Raw genomic sequence first — 15,867 nt, 5'->3', positions numbered from 1 at the left:
CTAGCCCACCGCTCTCTGCCCCTGCATGATCACCGCAAAGCCCGCCAGCATCAGCAGGTAGCCGATGGCGAAGCGCCAATCGAGCGGCTCCTTGAACACCAGCCAGGCGACCAGCGGCACCAGGCCCGAGCCCACGATGGAAAAGGCGTAGGCGAGGCTCAGCGGCACCCGCGTCAGGATGTAGAACCAGAAGAGCGCGGTGAGGCCGTACCAGGCGAAGGCCCCGATCAGCGGAACGTTGGTCACCAGCTTCACCAAAAGCGGCCCCTGCAGGCGCGCGTTGTTCACCGCTGCGAACTTGAACAGCGTCTGGCCGATGGGCAGCGCCAGCGAGAAGCCGGCGCAGAGCGCGATGTCTTTGACGTTCAAGTCGCGCTCTCCTCGGCTTCCATCCGCGCGATGGTGCGCAGATAGGGGTGGATCGGCCGGCTCGGCACGTTGAGCACGTCGAAGTTCAGCGCCTGCATCAAAAGCTGCGCCCCCAGCATGATCGGCAGCGCGGCGGCCATGACCACGCCGGCCGAGGCGGCGGTGGTGTGCTTCACGCTCATGTAGTGGGCGCCGTAGCCGATCCCGAACAGCAGGAAGAACAGGCCGAAGACCATCTCCAGGCTGGCGGCGTTGAAGTCGCGCACGAAATACTGCCCGAGCGCCCGCTGGAAGAAGTTCTTGATGTGCTTCAGCGCGAAGGGCCCGACGATCGCCCCGATCCGCAGGTTCGAGACCTCGCCGCCATAGCGCGCCGGCATCGGCACGTCGCGCACCACCGCGCGCAGCGTGCTCAGGTGATAGAGCAGGTCGGTCTCGAAGAAGAAGCGTTGGCTGACCCGCTTCTCGATCGCCATGCGGGCCACCTGGCCCTCGATGGCCGTATACCCGTTGGTCGGGTCGAAGATGTTCCAGTAGCCGGTGGAGAGCTTGGCGGCGAAGCTCAGGGCGGCGTTTCCGAACACCCGCACCGGCGGCATGGTCGTCAGGTGGCTGATCGAGGTGAAGCGGTTGCCCTTGGCGTAGTCGGCCTCGCCCAGCAGGATCGGCGCGACCAGGTGGGCCATGTAGCCCAGGTCCATCTGGTCGTCGCCGTCGACCTTGACCAGCACCTGGCCGCCGCGCGCGATCGCCTCGCGGTAGCCGGCCATGGTGGCGCCGCCGACCCCGCGGTTCTGCGGCAGCTTCACCACCACCACGCGCGGGTCCTTGGCGTTCTGCTCGATGAAGGCGCCCGAGCCCTCCGGGCAGGCGTCGTCGACGCAGACGATGCCGTCGACCCAGGCCGGGGTCTTGGCGATGACATCGAGGATGTGCGCCTTGACCTTGTAGCAGGGGACCACCAGCCACACGCCCGCGCCCTCCAGCGTCGGGTCGAGCGCGCGCAGCATCCGCCGCCGCTCCTCGATGGGCTTCGAGCCGCCGGGCGCGGTCTTGTCGAGGGTCGCCATACGCCCGGCTAACACGGAAGGCCGCACAGGTGCAAAGCGGGCTATGGTGACGCGCTTGCGCGCCTGGAATCAGCCTGTTACCAGCGCGCCTTCGTCGGGAGAGGCCCCTTTCGGGAATCCATGGACACGGCCACCCACATGCTGCGGACCGGACGGCAAGGTCCGCTGTTCGAAGTCCAGATGGCCTTGCGGGACCTGCGCGCGTCCGGCGAACGCATCGATCTCGCCTGGTCGCTGGCCTGGCACGACGTGGTCTCGCGCTATCGCGGCTCGATCCTGGGCCCGCTGTGGATCACGCTCTCCATGGGCCTGATGATCCTGGGCATCGGCGTGCTCTGGGGCGAGCTGTTCCGGGTGCCGGTGCAGACCTTCATTCCCTTCGTCGCCGTCGGCATCGTCTTCTTCGGCACGGTGACCACCACGATCAACGAGGGCTGCGAGACCTTCGTGGGCGCCGCCGGCATGCTGTCGCAGACCGCGCTGCCGATGCTGACCTTCGTCTGGCGCACGGTGATGCGGAACCTGATCTACCTGGCCCACCACCTGGTCATCGTCTTGGGCGTGCTGGTCTATTTCGGCTACTGGCAGAGCGCGAACTATCCGATCGCGCTCCTGGGCCTTTTCTTCCTGGTGGCCAACATCGCCTGGATCTCGCTGCTGGTCGGGATCATCTCGGCGCGCTTCCGCGACATCCCGCAGATCGTCCAGTCGATCACCCAGGCCGCGGCGATCATGACGCCGGTGTTCTGGCTGCCCGACCGCATCCCGGAGCGCTACCACCTGATCCTCGACCTGAACCCCTTCTACCACCTGCTGGAGGCGGTGCGCGCGCCGCTGCTCGGCAAGGGCGTGGCGCCGCACACCTATCTGTTCCTGGCCGGCATGGCGGTGGTGGGCTGGGGGCTGACCTTCAGCCTGTTCAGCAACACCCGCCGGCGGATCGTGCATTACCTATGAAGGCGCCGCCCGTTTCCATCTCCTGCCGCGACCTGACGCTGCGGTTCCCGGTCTATGGGGTCGACGCCAAGTCGCTGAAGAAGCACCTGGCCAAGATCACCGTCGGCGGCAAGCTCGGCCGCCATCACGGCTCGACCGACGTCACCGCGCTTTCCAAGCTGAACCTGGAGCTGAAGGCCGGCGACCGCCTGGGCCTGATCGGCCACAACGGCTCGGGCAAGACCACGCTCTTGCGGGCGCTCTCCGGGGCCTACGAACCCGACGAAGGCGAGATCGAGGTGCAGGGCCATATCGCCGCCCTGCTCGACCTCAACCTCGGCATCGACCCGACCGCCACCGGCATGGACAACATCCGCCTGCGCGGCCGTATCGCCGGGCTCTCGGCCAAGCAGGTGGACGAGCGCCTGCCGGAGATCGCCGAGTTCTCGGGCCTGGGGCCCTTCCTGGAAATGCCGGTGAAGACCTATTCGGCGGGCATGCAGGCCAGGCTCGCCTTCGCCGCCGCCACCGCCGTCGAGGCCGACGTTCTGCTGATGGACGAATGGATCGCGGTCGGCGACGCCGACTTCCAGAAGATCGCCCACAAGCGGCTGCTGAAGCTGGTGGAGCGGGCCGGCATCCTGGTGCTGGCCAGCCACGACGTGGAACTGCTGCGGCTCTACTGCAACAAGGTCATGCGGCTGGAGGGCGGCGTCGCCTCCCCGGTCACCGACATCAAGAAGCTCGACGAGCTGTTGGCCGCCTGAGGACTTCGCGGATGTCACGCTCCGAACCCAGCCTGAAGCAGCAGCTCCTTGAAGCGCGTGCAAAGCTGGAACGGCAGGTCGAGATCATGGCGGTCGGCGGCATCCGGTTCGGCTATCAGCCGGGCTTGAAAGAACAGCTCCTGGAAGAGTTGCAGGACGTCGAGGACGCGCTCGCCAGGCTCGGGCCGGACGAGACCTAGAGGCCCGCATTGCGGCGCAAACCCTCCGCCTGATAGACGGAAGCCCCACCCGCGGGGCCGGCAGGACCAGACTTGGACGTCATCTTCACCATCGTCTCGCGCAACTACGCCGCCCAGGCCGCGACCCTGATGGAGAGCGTGGCGGTCCATGAGCCCGAGGCGCGGCGCGTGGTGGTGGCCACCGACGGCCCGATCCCCGCGCTGGAACCGTTGGCCAGGGTGGTCGACGCGCGCAGGTTCGGCGCGCCCTACGCCGCCATGAGCGTCTATTACGACGCGCTCGAGCTCAACACGGCGGTGAAGCCCTACGTCTTCTTCAAGATGCTTACCGAGCCCGGTGTGACCTCGGCCACCTACCTCGACCCGGACATCGTGGTTTTTCGCCCGCTGGACGCGGTGCGCCAGGGCCTCAGCGACGCGCAGCTCGCGCTCACCCCACACCTGACCCGGCCGCTGCTCGGCTCGGCCATGCCCAACGACCACGCGATCCTGCGGTCCGGCTCCTACAACCTGGGCTTCTGCGCCGCGCGCGCCGAGCCGAAGGTCGTCGACCTGATGGCCTGGTGGGCCGACCGCTGCGAGTTCGACTGCCGTGTCGACCTGGCCAACGGCCTCTTCACCGATCAGCGCTGGATGGACCTGGCGCCCGGCTTCGTCGACAGCCTGGCGGTGCTCCGGACGCCGACCCTGAACCTCGCCTACTGGAACCTCGAAGGCCGAACGCTCGCCAAGACGCCCGCCGGTTGGACCGTCGATGGCGAGCCGCTGGCCTTCTTCCACTTCTCCGGTTTCGATCCCTCTCGACCCGACGTGCTGTCGAAACATCAGGACCGGGTGCGGGTCGCGCCGGGCTCGCCGCTCGCCGAGCTGCTGGCCGACTACGCCGCGGCCATGCTGCGGAACGGCCACGAGACCAGCCGCGCCGTCCCCTACGCCCACCTGAAGTTCCCCTCGGGGCGGCCGATCACGCCGGCCATGCGCCGTCGCGCGCTGCGCGCCGCCCGCGACGGCAAGGACTTCTCCGGCGGCCTCACCGCCGCGGTCGAGGCCTGGGTCGATGCGCCGGACCCCGAGGCCGCGCTCGCCGGCCTGCCCGACATCACCCGCACCATGGACCAGGTCTGGCGCGACATCCCCACCGGCTTCCAGCTCGACCACGAGGCCGGCCGCCTGGGCTTCCATCAGTTTTTCGCCGAGCACGCGACGACCTTGGGCGCCGACGCCATCTCCGGCTCCGCCGCCGAGGCGCTGCTGACGGCCTGGCGCAGCGGAACGCGCGAGGTCGACACCAGCGTGTGGGACGAACCGCCCTGGCGCGGCCCCGCCTCCGGCGCCCTGGACTGGCTGCGCGAACCCTCGGCCGACGGCCCACCCCGCGCCGCCAAGGCCCTGCTCGCCGCCCGCCGCGACCTGCGCGCCCGGTTCGAGGACGACACCGCCGGCCTGATCGCCTGGTGCCTTGGCGCCGAGGCCGCCGCCGGCCGCTTCGCCCCGGACCTACTTCCTGCCAGTATTATCAATGACTTAGCCAGAAATCCAGCGCCCCTGCTGGCCGCCGCCCGCCTCGCCGAACCCGGCGCCAACGACCTCAAGCGCCGCCTCTCCGCCGGCTTCGGCGTCGCCGCCCGCGCCGGCTGGCCGCCGGCCCTGACGCAGGCCCTGCGCGCCCCGTACCTCGCGCCCGCGCCCGCCCAGCCCGCGCCGTTCATCCGGCTGTTCCTGGAAATCTGGGAGGCGCGGGTCGATCTACAGCGCCTCTTCCCCCTGCGTTCCATGGTCGAGCGGTTCCGCTACCTGCGCTGGCTGGTCGGCGGGGGCCTCGCCGAATACGGCGTCGAGTTCGACGCGCTCCCCGCCAAGGTCCGCCTGCACCAGCAGATGCAGCTCGCCCGCCTGACCGTGCGCCAGCGCCAGCCCGCCGCCCGCGCGACCGCCTCGGCCGCCCGGGTCGCCGAGCTCTGGGTCGTGGAGGGTCCCGAGCTCGCCCGGGAAGCCGCCGCCGACCGCCTGGTCTACGAGGCGCAGGGCGGCCAGTTCCTGGGCCCCTCCGGCCCGGCCGCCGCGCCGGCCCAGGCCGACCTCGTGCGCTTCCTGACCCATCCCGACCTGGTCCCCGCCGACGCTGTCGCCCTGCACAGCCGGGGCGTCCGCTGGAGCCGCGCCGTGGGCGTCTGGGACGCCGCCACCGCCGCGTCGCTCAGCGCCGACACCGTCGGCCTCGGCTTCGTCGACGAGGTCTGGGCGCCCGCCGCAGCCGGCGATCTCTTCCGGCCCGTGAAAGCCGCATGACCCTGCTCGGCGCCGCCCGCAGCCTCTGGCGCGCGGCCCTGCCGGAGCCCGCCCGCAAGCTGGCCGCGCCCGCTCTGAACGTCGCCCTGGAAAGCTACGTCCGCTCAGCCGCCCGCAAGCCGCATGGCGCGGACGGCGCGGAAGGGCCGATCAAGGTGGTGGGCTATTTCGCCGGCTCGCACGGCATCGCCGCCTCGGCGCGGCTGGCGGCGCGGGCCTTCGAGGCCCTGGGCGTCCCCGTGGAGCGCATCGACGTCACGGAGGCAAAGCTCGGCTGGGAGGGCCGGCTCACCGCGCCGGTGGCCGCCTCGGCCTGGATCTTCCACCTCAATCCGCCGGAGCTGTTGGCGGCGCTGGCGTGCCTCGGGCCAACGCAACTGCTGGGGCCACGCTATGGCTATTGGGCCTGGGAGCTGCCGCGCGCGCCGCCCCGCTGGCGCCGCGACGCCGCCCTCGTCGACGAGGTCTGGGCGCCCAGCGCCTACACCGCCCACGCCCTGGAAGGCGCCGCCGCCCCGGTGCGCGTGGTGCCGCATCCGCTGTTCATCGAGGACTACGCGAACGTCGCCCCCGCCCCGCGGCGCGCGAAATTCCAGGGCGTCAGCGTCTTCGACTTCAACTCCTCGCTCGCCCGCAAGAACCCGCAGGGCGCCATCGCCGCCTGGGTCCGCGCCTTCGGGACCGATCCCGCCTGCGAGCTGACTCTCAAGACCCAGAACGGCGCGGCCTTCCCCGACGCGCTGGCCGTGCTGCGCGGGACAGCGCCGGCCAATGTCCGCATCGTCGACGAGGTCTGGCCCTATGACCAGGTGCAGAGCCTGATCGCCGGCGCCGACGTGCTCATCTCCCTGCACCGCGCGGAGGGCTTCGGCCTGACCCCGGCGGAAGCCATGGCGTTGGGGACGCCGGTCGTGGCGACCGCCTTCTCCGGCGTCCTGGACTTCATGGACGAGACCTGCGGCCTGATGGTTCCCTCGCGGCCGACCCCGGTCGCCGATCCGCAGGGCGTCTATCGCGGCCAGTCCTGGGCCGAGCCCGACGTTGAGGCCGCCGCCGAGGGCCTGGTCCGGCTGCGGGACGACGCGGATCTGCGCGCGCGCCTCAGCGCCGCCGGCCGCGCCCGGGTCGCCGAGCGGCTCTCGCCCCAGGCCTGGTTCGCCACCCTGCCGCCTTCGGTAAAGGCCGCCGCCATGGCCGCCACGCGGGCGGCCAAGAAGGGCTAGGGGTCCGCTTCCTCCGGCGGCCGCACCTTCTGGAACCGCCAGAGCAGCAACAGGTCGTAGGCGATCTTCAGCGAGCCGCCGATCACCAGCGGCCAGGCGAAGGGGGTCAGGCTGAAGATCAGACCGGAGAGCGCCGGGCTGAAGGCCGAGGCGAGGCTCCGAGGCACATTGGTGACGCCCGCCGCCGCCGCGCGCTCGGCCGGGGTCACGATCGCCATGACGTAGGAGGTCCGCGCCGGCACATCCATGTTGGAGAGCAGGGCGCGCACCACTAGGAGGCCAAAGGCGATCTCGACGTTGGGCGCGAAGGCCGCGGCGATGACGCAGAGGCTCGCGGGGATATGGGTGAAGACCATGGTATTGATCAGGCCGATGCGCCGCGCGAGCCAGGGCGCCGCCAGCTGCGACACGGCCGAGAGCGCGCCGGTCCAGAAGAAGAAGCCCCCGGCCACCGCCAGCGACAGGCCGAAACGGTGGAAGAGCCACAGCGCGAACAGCGACTGGACCATGAAACCCGAGCCGAACGAGTCGAGGCTGAACAGCGCCGCCAGGCCGTAGACGTTGCGCCGCGACGGCCCGAGCGGCGTCCGCGCGGTCTCCGCCTCGGCGGGCCGGGCCGGCAGGTTCCGGTAGAGCGCCGCCGAGACCAGGCCAAGGACGCCGTAGGCCGCGAAGGCGCCTTCGACCAGGGTCAGCTGTGGCAGGCCCGTGAGCGCCTTCAGCGGCTCCAGCAGCCCCACGGAGAGCGCGCCCAGCGCCCCCATCAGCGTCCCGGTCACGCTGTAGCGCGCGAACAGCTCTGTGCGCCGCGAGGGCGGTCCGGCATGGGCCAGCAGTGACTGCTCCAGCGGCAGGAATGGGCTTACGTCGCCGCCCGACGGATTGAGCGTTCCGATGAAGCCCACCACCGCCAGCGGCCAGAAGGCGTGAAGCTGGGAGAAGGCGACGCCGGTCAGCCCCATCAGGCCGCAGGCGCCGAACAGCAGCCGACGCGCCGGCACCCGGTGCCCGGCCAGCCCGACCGCCAGCGTGAGCGCCGCCGAGCCCAACAGGGTGGCGGTGGTCAGCACCCCGACCCGGAAGGCGCTGAACCCCAGGATCGACAGATAGACCGGCAGCAGAAGCGCGGTGAACCCGTCGCCAAAGCCTCGGACCCCGCGCGCGGCGATCAGGGTCAGCGCCGGGCGCATCGGCGCCTCAATACCGGCGCGTGGTGACGTCGGTGAGCGGGCCGCCCTCGCGGATGGTCTTGCCGCGATAGATCACCGCCCCGATCACGTTCGGGGTCTGGCCCACCGAGGCCACGAAGTCAGGCCACAGCTCTGACGGCACCCAGAGGCAAGGCGCCCGCGGGTCCTCGTCAATCGCCACGTCCACGAGGTCGCGTGCGTCCATCGCTCCAGTCTAGACCAGCCAATCGATCAGGCCGAGCTTGCACATCCAGGCCAGGCCCATCTCCACCATCCGCCGCCGCACCACCGGGAAGGCCGCCAGCACCTCGCGCGACGAGGCGGCCTTGCCCGACGCCAGGAGGTCGAGCGCCTGGGCGCACTCCTCCAGCGGCGCCCGCAGGTTGGTAAAGGCCTGGTCGAGCCCCGGCGCCATGGCGCGCACATAGCTCCCGTCGATCCCCGGGGCGGCCTTCAGCGGCGTGTCGGGCGTGAACACCTGGGTCGCGAAGCCGGCGAAGGCGATGAACGGGTCGCCGCGCACCGGATCGGCCTTCTGGCGGATGACCGGATCGGGTGAGGCCTGGCGGATCGCGGTCATCTCACCCACCAGGGCGCTGATCTGGCGCGCCACCACCGGCCAGTCGAAGGCCGCGCGCACGCGCTCGCGCCCGGCCGCGCCCATCTTGCGGCGCAGCTCCGGCGACCTGGCGAGCGCGGCGATGGCGTCTGCCGCCCGGCCCACATGGACGGCGGTGTATTGCGCCACCTCGCCGGCATAGGCTTGGTAGCTGGCGACCCCGAACAGGTGGCGCTGCACCATGGTCGCGCCCAGGCCCGACTGCGGCCCGCCCAGCGTCGGGATCAGCATCCCCTCGATCCCGTCGCGCACCGTCGAGCGGTAGCCGTCCCAGTCGCTGACCACCACCGGCAGGCCCGCCGCCATGGCCTCCACCGGGGTGATGCCGAAGGTCTCCTGAATGTTGTCCACGAGCGAGGTGAAGATGTCGGCGCCGGCCCACAGCTCCCCCACCAGCTGGCGGTCGTTGCCGTCCAGGAAATGCACCGGCGTATCGGGCGCGTGCCGTTTGGCCGCCTCCTCGTAGAGGCCGCGGTCGCGGTCGCCGCCGGGGAACCAGCCGGCCATGGCGAAGTGCAGCTTGACGCCGCTCTCCTGGGCGGCCCGCTGGATCGCCTGGAACATCACCTGCGGGAACGCCTTCTCGAAGAACGACAGCCGCCCGACCCACAGCACCAGGACGTCGTCGTCGGCCAGGCCCAACTGGGCGCGGACCTTGGCGCGGGCGTCCGGGCGGTCGGCGAAGCCGGCGAAGCGCTGCGCCTCGACCCCCAGCGGGATCACCGGCAGCGCCGGGCGCGGCGGCTGGCCGCCGCCGGTCCGCTCGCCCAGATAGTCGCCCCACTGGTCGAACATCTCGGCGACCGCGTCGCGCACGCTGGGCGAGGTGCAGACGATCGCGTCCCAGGGGTGCACCGGCGCGACCAGGGCCTGGGCGATCGTCGCGCGCATGGTCGGCGGGGCCAGCGTGTGGACCAGGCCGATCAGGCTGTAGGACCGGTCGCCCACGGAAATCCGCCGCAGCCAGGCCAGGTCGTGCAGGTCCGGCTGGCCGCGCAACAGGGCGCCGGCGTCGCGCGCCGGACCCTGGTTGAGACCCGAGCCCGCGCGGATGCGGATCGGCGCCTCCGGATCGTCCAGCAGGGCGGTCCGCAGGGCCTCGTCGGTGGTCGGAATGACGCTGAGCACATCCAGCTCGTCGAAACCGCCGTGCTGCGCCATCGCCCGGAACAGCTCCAGGTTGGCGACGTCCTTGCCGAAGAAATTCTGACCGAGCCCGAGTTCGCCCCGGGGATGGAAGATCGCAAGTCTATTGGCCACGGGGGCTCCTGTGGCGCGGTCGCGGCGCGTGCGAAAATGGCGCTGGGCAAAGGGCGGTCACGCGGGCTCCCCGTCTAAGGCATTCGAGGTTAGATACTGCCGGCGGTTCGGACAATGTCGCCGGCCGAGCGAACTGGACGGCATGGCGCAAGAGTCTCCCGAAGAACAGTTTCAGCGCGGTCTGGCGCTGCAGAACGAAGGCCGCCGCGCCGAGGCGGTCGAGGTCTATCTGGACCTGGCGCGCCGCGTGCTGACGCTGAAGCTGGCCATCAACCTGGGGCTTTGCCTGCGGGAGACCGGCGACCTGCCGCGCGCGATGCACTACCTTGAACTCGCCGCCCGCCACAGCCCGCAGGAGCCGGCCGTCCGCCGCCTGCTGGGCGGGACCTATTCCGAAGCCGGCCGCACTGACTCGGCGGAGAAGGAATTCCTCGCCGCGCTTGAGCTGCGGCCCGACGACAACCAGACGAAGCTCGCGCTCGCCGGCCTCTATCTGTCGCTGGGCCGCTACGCGGAGGGGTGGCCCCTGATGCGCGCGCGAATCCCGCTGCACCCCGACGTTGTGCCGCCGATCAAGCTGAGTTTCCCCGAGTGGCGCGGCGAGCCGCTCGACGGAAAGTCCGTCCTGGTCTGGGTGGAGCAGGGCTTCGGCGACCAGATCCAGTTCGCCCGCTTCGCAAAGAGCCTGAAGGCGCGCGGCGCGGCGCGTGTCACCCTCGGTTGCCGTCCGGCCCTGGGCGACCTGTTCGAGACCATCGCCGACGTCGACGCCGTGCTCCGGGCCGGGATCGGCGAGACCGTGCCGATTCCCGCGCACGACTATTGGAGCCGCTATTTCTCCCTGCCCGAACCGCTGGGCATGACCCTGGAGACCCTGCCGGCGGAGCCCTATCTGGCGGCGCCGGCCGACCGCCGGGCGCGCTGGGCGGATTTCAGCCCGGGCGCGCGGGTGGGTCTCGTCTGGCAGGCCAGCCCCACCGGCTTCAACGGCGCCAACAAGGGCCTGCCGCCCGATCAGGCGCGGCGCCTGCTGGCGGCGGGCGCCATCAGCCTGCATCCGGAAGACACCGGCGCGGCCGACTTCGCCGACACGGCCGCGATCGTCGAGCGGCTGGACCTGGTGATCTCCATCGACACCTCGGTCGCTCACCTGGCCGGCGCCATGGGCAAGCCCTGCTGGACCCTGCTGCCCTATCTGCATTCCGACTGGCGCTGGCTGCGTGGCCGCACGGACTCGCCCTGGTACCCAGGGATGCGGCTCTACCGCCACGGCGCGAAGCAGGATTGGACGAAGCTGGTCGACCGGGTGCTGGCCGATCTAGCCGCGGCCAAGCTGGGCGCGGCCTAGGGCGAGCACACCCTCCACCAGGGCCTCGATGTCCTCGATGGACGTCCGGTGATTGATGATCGCGGCGCGCAGGGCGGTACGGCCGCCAAGCGTCGTGGTCGAGGGCGCGACCCGGCCGGCCTCCTGCAGGTCGGCGGCGATGGCGGCCTGATCGGCGCCCCTGTAGGCGAAGCAGACGATGTTCAGGCCCACCGGCGCCAGCAGCTCCAGCTCGTCGCTGGCCTCGATCCGCGCCGCCAGCGCCTGGGCGAGCGCGCAGGTCCGCCCGATCACTTCGCCGAGCGCGTCCAGGCCATAGGTCTTCAGCGTGAACCAGACCTTCAGCGCCCTGAAACCCCGCGACAGGTCCGGGCCGAAGTCGCAGGGCCAGAACTCGCCCCCCGCCAGGCCGCGCTCGGAATGGCGCAGATATGGCGCGTCGCCATAGGAGAAGGTGCGTTTGTGGGCGGCGGCGTCGCGGACCAGCAGCAGGCCCGCGTCATAGGGCGCCTGGCCCAGCTTGTGGAAGTCCAGCGCCAGGCTGTCGGCGCGCTCGATGCCCTTCAGCTTCGGCGCGACCTCGGGACTCAGCACCCCGAGCGCGCCCAGCGCGCCGTCCACATGGAAGGTCGCGCCCTCGCGCTGGGCGATATCGGCCAGGGCGTCGAGATCGTCCATCGCGCCGATGTCCACCGTGCCGGCCGAGCCCACCACCAGGAACGGCTTCAGCCCCGCGGCGCGGTCGGCGGCGATGGCGGCTTCCAGCGCGGCCGGCTTGATCCGCCCGTCGGCGTCGGTCTCGATCAGCCGCAGCCGGTCGGTGCCCAGCCCCGTCATGTCCATGGCGCGGACGATGCAGGCGTGAACCGCCCGCGAGGCGTAGGCCGCCACGCCCGGATCGCGCACCCCGATGTTGCGCACCTCGACGCCCAGCGCCCGGTCGCGGGCGATCATCACCGCGCAGAGGTTGGCCAGCGACGTGCCGGTCAGGAAGATGCCGCTGGCGTCGGCCGGAAAGCCGAACAGCTGCGCCATCCAGGCCACCACCTGGCGCTCCACCTCGATCGGCATGTGGTCGCGGCCGCCCAGGTTGGCGTCGAGGCCGCCGGCCAGCATCTCGGCCAGCATGCCGACGCCCGTGCCGCCGCCCTGCACCCAGCCCATGAAGCCGGGATGGCGGTTGCCCGAGCCATAGGGCGCGCAGTCGGCCATGAACTGCGCGTGCACGTCGCTGAGCGCGGCGGGCGCGCGCGGCAGGGGCGCGCGGTAGCGCGCGCGGGCCTCGGCCGTCGGCGCCTGCCACAGCGGCCGCTCGCGCAGGCCCGCCAGGTTGTCGATCATGTCGTCGAGCATCCGGTGGCCCTGCGCCCGCAGGTCGTCCCAGTCCTCGGGGTCCAGACTGACCTTGCGGTTGGCTTGGCTCATGGGCGCTCCAGTTCGAATCGCTATGGCTCCCCCAAGCCTACGACGCCGTGGCGCTCCCATATCCGCCGCCGCCGCGCGCCGGAACCCCCATTGGGCGCGAACGACTTGCCTCCACCCGCGCTGCATCCGCATAAGGACGCAAGGACACCCGCCCGCGCCAGGAGACGCCCGCTTGCCGCTGACCGCCGACATCCTCGACATGATCGAGCACGACACCGGCGAAGCCCAGGTCATGCTGCGCAGGCTGGCCGACGCCATGCCCAAGTCGGTCGAGGCGCGCACCCTGCTCGCCACGTCGCACCTGCGCCGCCTGGAGTTCGACAAGGCGCTGGTCCACTTCCGCGAGGCCCTTGAGCTCGATCCGAAGAACGATGAGGCGCTTCGGAACACCGCCTTCTGCCTGCTGGCCAGCGGCGACATCGAGGCCGCGCTGCCCGCCTTCGAGCACGCGTTCAAGATTCTGGCCGGGGCCGGCTCCCTGCGGTTCATCGCGCTCCTCAAGCACCGGCTGGGGCGCGTGGACGAGGCCATCGCCGACTACGAGCGCCTGCTCAGCAAGTGCCAGCCCACCAGCCAGGAAATCCCCTACGCCCTGCAGGGCCTGGCCGCGGCGCTGCGCGACGCCGGCCGGCCGCTCGCCGCCGACCACCACACCCGCGCTCTGGTGGAGCGGTTTCGCCGCGAGCCGATGCAGGTCGCCTCCGCGCTCGTCGCGCGCAACAACTCCGACGACTTCCACGAATGGTCGCCCTACGCCGACAAGTCGCGGCTGGCGGAAATGCTCACCGCCCGCCAGGCGGTCGATCCCGCCGGCCGGTTCCCGGAGACCTTCGTCCTGCCCAAGGACCGCAAGACCCTGCAGGCCTTCGCCAAGGGGCCGGACGCGCCGGCCCTCTATATCGTCAAGCCGGTCCGCGGCAGCGGCGGCCAGGGGATCGAGGTCACCGCCGACCTCGCCAGCGCCCTGACGCGGGACGACGTGGTGGTGCAGCGCTACATCGACCGGCCCTATCTGATCGAGGGCCGCAAGGGCCATTGCCGCATCTATTGCCTGGTCACGAGCGCCGAGCCCCTGCGCGCCTACGTCTATTCCGAGGGCATCGTGCGCATCGCGCCGGAACTCTATGACGCGAGCCCGGACCGGGGCGGCGGCCCCTCGATGCACGTGACCAACACCGCGCTGCACCTCGACCACCCCGGCCTGGATATCAGCCAGGACGCGAAGCAGGACGACGTCGGCTCGATCCGCAGCCTCTCGGCCCTGTTGCGGCGGATGACCGCCGACGGCCTGGATGGTGAAAAAGCGTTCGGCGAGATCAAGGCCCTGGTGGAATGGGTGGTCCGCATGATCGCCGCCGAGGGCCTGTTCGCCCGCCAGGCGGCCAGCGGGCCCGCGCGGGGCTTTCCGCCCAAGCTGTTCGGGATGGATGTGCTGATCGACGAAGAGGGCCACCCCTGGCTGATCGAGATGCAGCGCACGCCGGCCGCGCGCGGCGCGCCCCTGGTCGAGAGGATCAATGGCGAGATGTATGTCACCAGCTTCCGCATGGCCCAGGCGCCGCTGATCGAGGACACGACGCCGCCCGACCTCGCCGAAGCATTGCGGGCCGACGACGGTGCGCGCCGCCGCCGCGAGGCCGAGATGGAGCTGGCCAACCGCGGCAAGTTCGTCCCGCTCGACCTCTAGTCCTGGATGTGGCCCAGCTGGGCGTTCAGGGTCTTGAAAGCCTGCGGGATGTCGGCGTGCTTGTAGGGGGCGAACGCCTTCTTGGCCGCCTCCAGCCGGGCCTTCATCGCCTTGACGACGTCGGGGTGGTTCTCGGAAACGCTGTAGTTCTCGGCGCGGCTTCCGCGCTCGTCATAGAGCTCCTCGTAGCCGAACACGCCGATCGGCATCTTGATGCCCCGGTAGTAGAGGGTGTCGAGGTACTTCCAGTCCTGGGTGCGCACGGCCACGGGAACCTCGTTGTCGAACAGGATCAGCGCCTCGTGCGGCGAGGCCGCGCCCTTGGTCAGGACGCTGGTGATGTCCCGGCCGTCCAGCTCGACGCCTGACAGCGGCGGCAGGCCGGCCATGGCGACGAAAGTCGGCAGCAGGTCGATCCCCATCATGATCGAGGAGGTCCGCTTGCCCGCCGGCAGCCGGCCCGGCGCCCAGGCGACGAACGGCACGCGATAGCCGCCGTCGAAACCGCCGCCGCCCTTGCGTTCCCGCAACCAGCCCGGCGAGCCCTCGTACCAGGGGCCATTGTCCGAGGTGAACACCACCACCGTGTCGCGCTCGAGCTTGAGCGCCCGCAGCTTGGCCATCAGCCGGCCCACCATCGCGTCGATCTCGGCGACGACAGCGCCGTAGGAGCCGGCGTAGCCCTGGGTGTCGAAGCCCGGATGCGGATGCTCCGGCAGGTGCGGCGCCGAGAGCGCCAGCTCGACGAAGAAGGGCTGGTTCGCGTGCGCCTCGATGAACCGCTCCGCATGGCTATAGAACTGCTCCTGCAGCTGCGGATAGTCGACCTCGCTCCTGACGGTCTCGTCGGAGCCGGCGTGGCTCTCGAAGAGCGCCAGCGGCTTCATGTCGTGGCTGTAGGGGATGCCGAAGAACGCATCGAAGCCGTGCCTGGTCGGCGGCCAGGCCGCGCCCAGGTGACCCAGATGCCATTTGCCGAACAGCGCGGTGGCGTAGCCCGCCGGCTTCAACGCCTTGGCGATGGTCACTTCCGACAGCGGCAGCCCACGGTCGTCCTGCTGCATGATGACCTCGTAGCCCAGGCCCGTGCGCACCGGATAGCGCCCGGTCAGCAGGCCCGCGCGCGAGGGGCTGCAGAGATTGGCCGGCGAATAGTAGTCGGTGGCGACCACGCCCTCGCGGGCCATCTGCTCCAGATGCGGCGTCGAAAGCCCGCCCGGCCCGTAGAGGCTGCAGTCGCCGTAGCCCAGGTCGTCGCAGAGCACGACGATGAAGTTCGGCGCCCGCTTGGCGGGCGGCGCCGCCGCGGCCCGCGCCGTCCCCGAGACCACCGCGCTCGCCGCCGCCGCGGCCAACAGCTTTCTACGGTTCATGGATGTCCCCCGTCTTCCCGCTGTGTCACCGGTAGCCAAGACGCCACCCTTGCGCCAGTCCAAGCGCTCGCGCCGGGGTCGCTCGCCTAGAAAGGGAAAGGCGCCCCGAGATCGGCAATAGATCGGCGTTCG

The 15,867-nt window shown here is 70.9% G+C and carries 14 protein-coding genes; 7 read left to right on the top strand and 7 right to left on the bottom strand.

The window, feature by feature from the left end; all coding sequences use genetic code 11:
• Entirely contained in the window at positions 1–369 is a 369-nt protein-coding gene (locus tag VKQ35_RS08155) for a hypothetical protein (RefSeq protein ID WP_324360378.1), read from the bottom strand.
• Complete coding sequence (locus VKQ35_RS08150) at positions 366–1,439, bottom strand: glycosyltransferase family 2 protein (RefSeq protein ID WP_324360376.1); 1,074 nt, start codon at positions 1,437–1,439, stop codon at positions 366–368. The genes VKQ35_RS08155 and VKQ35_RS08150 overlap by 4 nt, the downstream gene beginning before the upstream one ends.
• 120 nt (positions 1,440–1,559) lie before the next feature.
• On the opposite strand from VKQ35_RS08150, the gene VKQ35_RS08145 reads away from it, so the two are divergent.
• From VKQ35_RS08145 to VKQ35_RS08125, 5 genes are all read left to right on the top strand, one after another.
• The gene (locus VKQ35_RS08145) at positions 1,560–2,396 is read left to right on the top strand and encodes an ABC transporter permease (RefSeq protein ID WP_324360374.1); all 837 of its coding nucleotides are present in this window, start codon (positions 1,560–1,562) and stop codon (positions 2,394–2,396) included.
• Positions 2,393–3,142 carry an ABC transporter ATP-binding protein gene (locus VKQ35_RS08140; RefSeq protein ID WP_324360372.1) on the top strand — a complete coding sequence of 250 codons (750 nt, stop codon included), beginning with the start codon at positions 2,393–2,395 and terminating at the stop codon, positions 3,140–3,142. The genes VKQ35_RS08145 and VKQ35_RS08140 overlap by 4 nt, the downstream gene beginning before the upstream one ends.
• 11 nt (positions 3,143–3,153) lie before the next feature.
• A complete protein-coding gene (locus tag VKQ35_RS08135) occupies positions 3,154–3,342 on the top strand; it encodes a hypothetical protein (RefSeq protein WP_324360370.1) in 189 nt (62 codons plus the stop codon).
• A 72-nt stretch (positions 3,343–3,414) separates the two neighbouring features.
• Positions 3,415–5,631 carry a hypothetical protein gene (locus tag VKQ35_RS08130; RefSeq protein WP_324360368.1) on the top strand — a complete coding sequence of 739 codons (2,217 nt, stop codon included), beginning with the start codon at positions 3,415–3,417 and terminating at the stop codon, positions 5,629–5,631.
• Positions 5,628–6,854 carry a glycosyltransferase family 4 protein gene (locus tag VKQ35_RS08125; RefSeq protein WP_324360366.1) on the top strand — a complete coding sequence of 409 codons (1,227 nt, stop codon included), beginning with the start codon at positions 5,628–5,630 and terminating at the stop codon, positions 6,852–6,854. The genes VKQ35_RS08130 and VKQ35_RS08125 overlap by 4 nt, the downstream gene beginning before the upstream one ends.
• Here VKQ35_RS08125 and VKQ35_RS08120 read toward each other — a convergent pair.
• Genes VKQ35_RS08120 through VKQ35_RS08110 form a run of 3 tightly spaced genes read right to left on the bottom strand, consistent with a single transcriptional unit; the run spans position 6,851 to position 9,923 of the window.
• Entirely contained in the window at positions 6,851–8,044 is a 1,194-nt protein-coding gene (locus VKQ35_RS08120) for an MFS transporter (protein WP_324360364.1), read from the bottom strand. The two genes, VKQ35_RS08125 and VKQ35_RS08120, sit on opposite strands and share 4 nt — an antisense overlap.
• 7 nt (positions 8,045–8,051) lie before the next feature.
• A complete protein-coding gene (locus tag VKQ35_RS08115) occupies positions 8,052–8,249 on the bottom strand; it encodes a hypothetical protein (RefSeq protein WP_324360362.1) in 198 nt (65 codons plus the stop codon).
• Positions 8,250–8,258: 9 nt separating this feature from the next.
• On the bottom strand, positions 8,259–9,923 hold the full coding sequence (locus VKQ35_RS08110) for a glycosyltransferase family 4 protein (protein WP_324360361.1): 1,665 nt from the start codon (positions 9,921–9,923) through the stop codon (positions 8,259–8,261).
• Positions 9,924–10,065: 142 nt separating this feature from the next.
• On the opposite strand from VKQ35_RS08110, the gene VKQ35_RS08105 reads away from it, so the two are divergent.
• Positions 10,066–11,271 carry a tetratricopeptide repeat protein gene (locus VKQ35_RS08105; RefSeq protein WP_324360358.1) on the top strand — a complete coding sequence of 402 codons (1,206 nt, stop codon included), beginning with the start codon at positions 10,066–10,068 and terminating at the stop codon, positions 11,269–11,271.
• Here VKQ35_RS08105 and VKQ35_RS08100 read toward each other — a convergent pair.
• Entirely contained in the window at positions 11,242–12,675 is a 1,434-nt protein-coding gene (locus VKQ35_RS08100) for a pyridoxal phosphate-dependent decarboxylase family protein (RefSeq protein WP_324360356.1), read from the bottom strand. The two genes, VKQ35_RS08105 and VKQ35_RS08100, sit on opposite strands and share 30 nt — an antisense overlap.
• Before the next feature lie 172 nt (positions 12,676–12,847).
• Here VKQ35_RS08100 and VKQ35_RS08095 point away from each other — a divergent pair, with 172 nt between their 5' ends.
• Positions 12,848–14,362, top strand: coding sequence for a tetratricopeptide repeat protein (locus tag VKQ35_RS08095; RefSeq protein ID WP_324360355.1), 1,515 nt, complete (start codon positions 12,848–12,850; stop codon positions 14,360–14,362).
• Here the strand turns inward: VKQ35_RS08095 and VKQ35_RS08090 are convergent.
• Positions 14,359–15,735 carry a sulfatase-like hydrolase/transferase gene (locus VKQ35_RS08090; protein ID WP_324360353.1) on the bottom strand — a complete coding sequence of 459 codons (1,377 nt, stop codon included), beginning with the start codon at positions 15,733–15,735 and terminating at the stop codon, positions 14,359–14,361. The two genes, VKQ35_RS08095 and VKQ35_RS08090, sit on opposite strands and share 4 nt — an antisense overlap.
• Positions 15,736–15,867: the final 132 nt, after the last annotated feature.

The sequence above is a fragment of the Phenylobacterium sp. genome (assembly GCF_035309685.1).
In the GTDB taxonomy this organism is placed as follows: domain Bacteria; phylum Pseudomonadota; class Alphaproteobacteria; order Caulobacterales; family Caulobacteraceae; genus Phenylobacterium.
This window is presented reverse-complemented; position numbering and strand designations above follow the sequence as displayed.

Excerpts from the sequence above, each read along its gene's own strand:
- VKQ35_RS08115 (WP_324360362.1), bottom strand. The coding sequence starts at position 8,249 with ATGGACGCACGCGACCTCGTGGACGTGGCGATTGACGAGGACCCGCGG.
- VKQ35_RS08120 (WP_324360364.1), bottom strand. The coding sequence starts at position 8,044 with ATGCGCCCGGCGCTGACCCTGATCGCCGCGCGCGGGGTCCGAGGCTTT.
- VKQ35_RS08105 (WP_324360358.1), top strand. The coding sequence starts at position 10,066 with ATGGCGCAAGAGTCTCCCGAAGAACAGTTTCAGCGCGGTCTGGCGCTG.
- VKQ35_RS08140 (WP_324360372.1), top strand. The coding sequence starts at position 2,393 with ATGAAGGCGCCGCCCGTTTCCATCTCCTGCCGCGACCTGACGCTGCGG.
- VKQ35_RS08145 (WP_324360374.1), top strand. The coding sequence starts at position 1,560 with ATGGACACGGCCACCCACATGCTGCGGACCGGACGGCAAGGTCCGCTG.
- VKQ35_RS08090 (WP_324360353.1), bottom strand. The coding sequence starts at position 15,735 with ATGAACCGTAGAAAGCTGTTGGCCGCGGCGGCGGCGAGCGCGGTGGTC.
- VKQ35_RS08135 (WP_324360370.1), top strand. The coding sequence starts at position 3,154 with ATGTCACGCTCCGAACCCAGCCTGAAGCAGCAGCTCCTTGAAGCGCGT.
- VKQ35_RS08100 (WP_324360356.1), bottom strand. The coding sequence starts at position 12,675 with ATGAGCCAAGCCAACCGCAAGGTCAGTCTGGACCCCGAGGACTGGGAC.
- VKQ35_RS08125 (WP_324360366.1), top strand. The coding sequence starts at position 5,628 with ATGACCCTGCTCGGCGCCGCCCGCAGCCTCTGGCGCGCGGCCCTGCCG.
- VKQ35_RS08150 (WP_324360376.1), bottom strand. The coding sequence starts at position 1,439 with ATGGCGACCCTCGACAAGACCGCGCCCGGCGGCTCGAAGCCCATCGAG.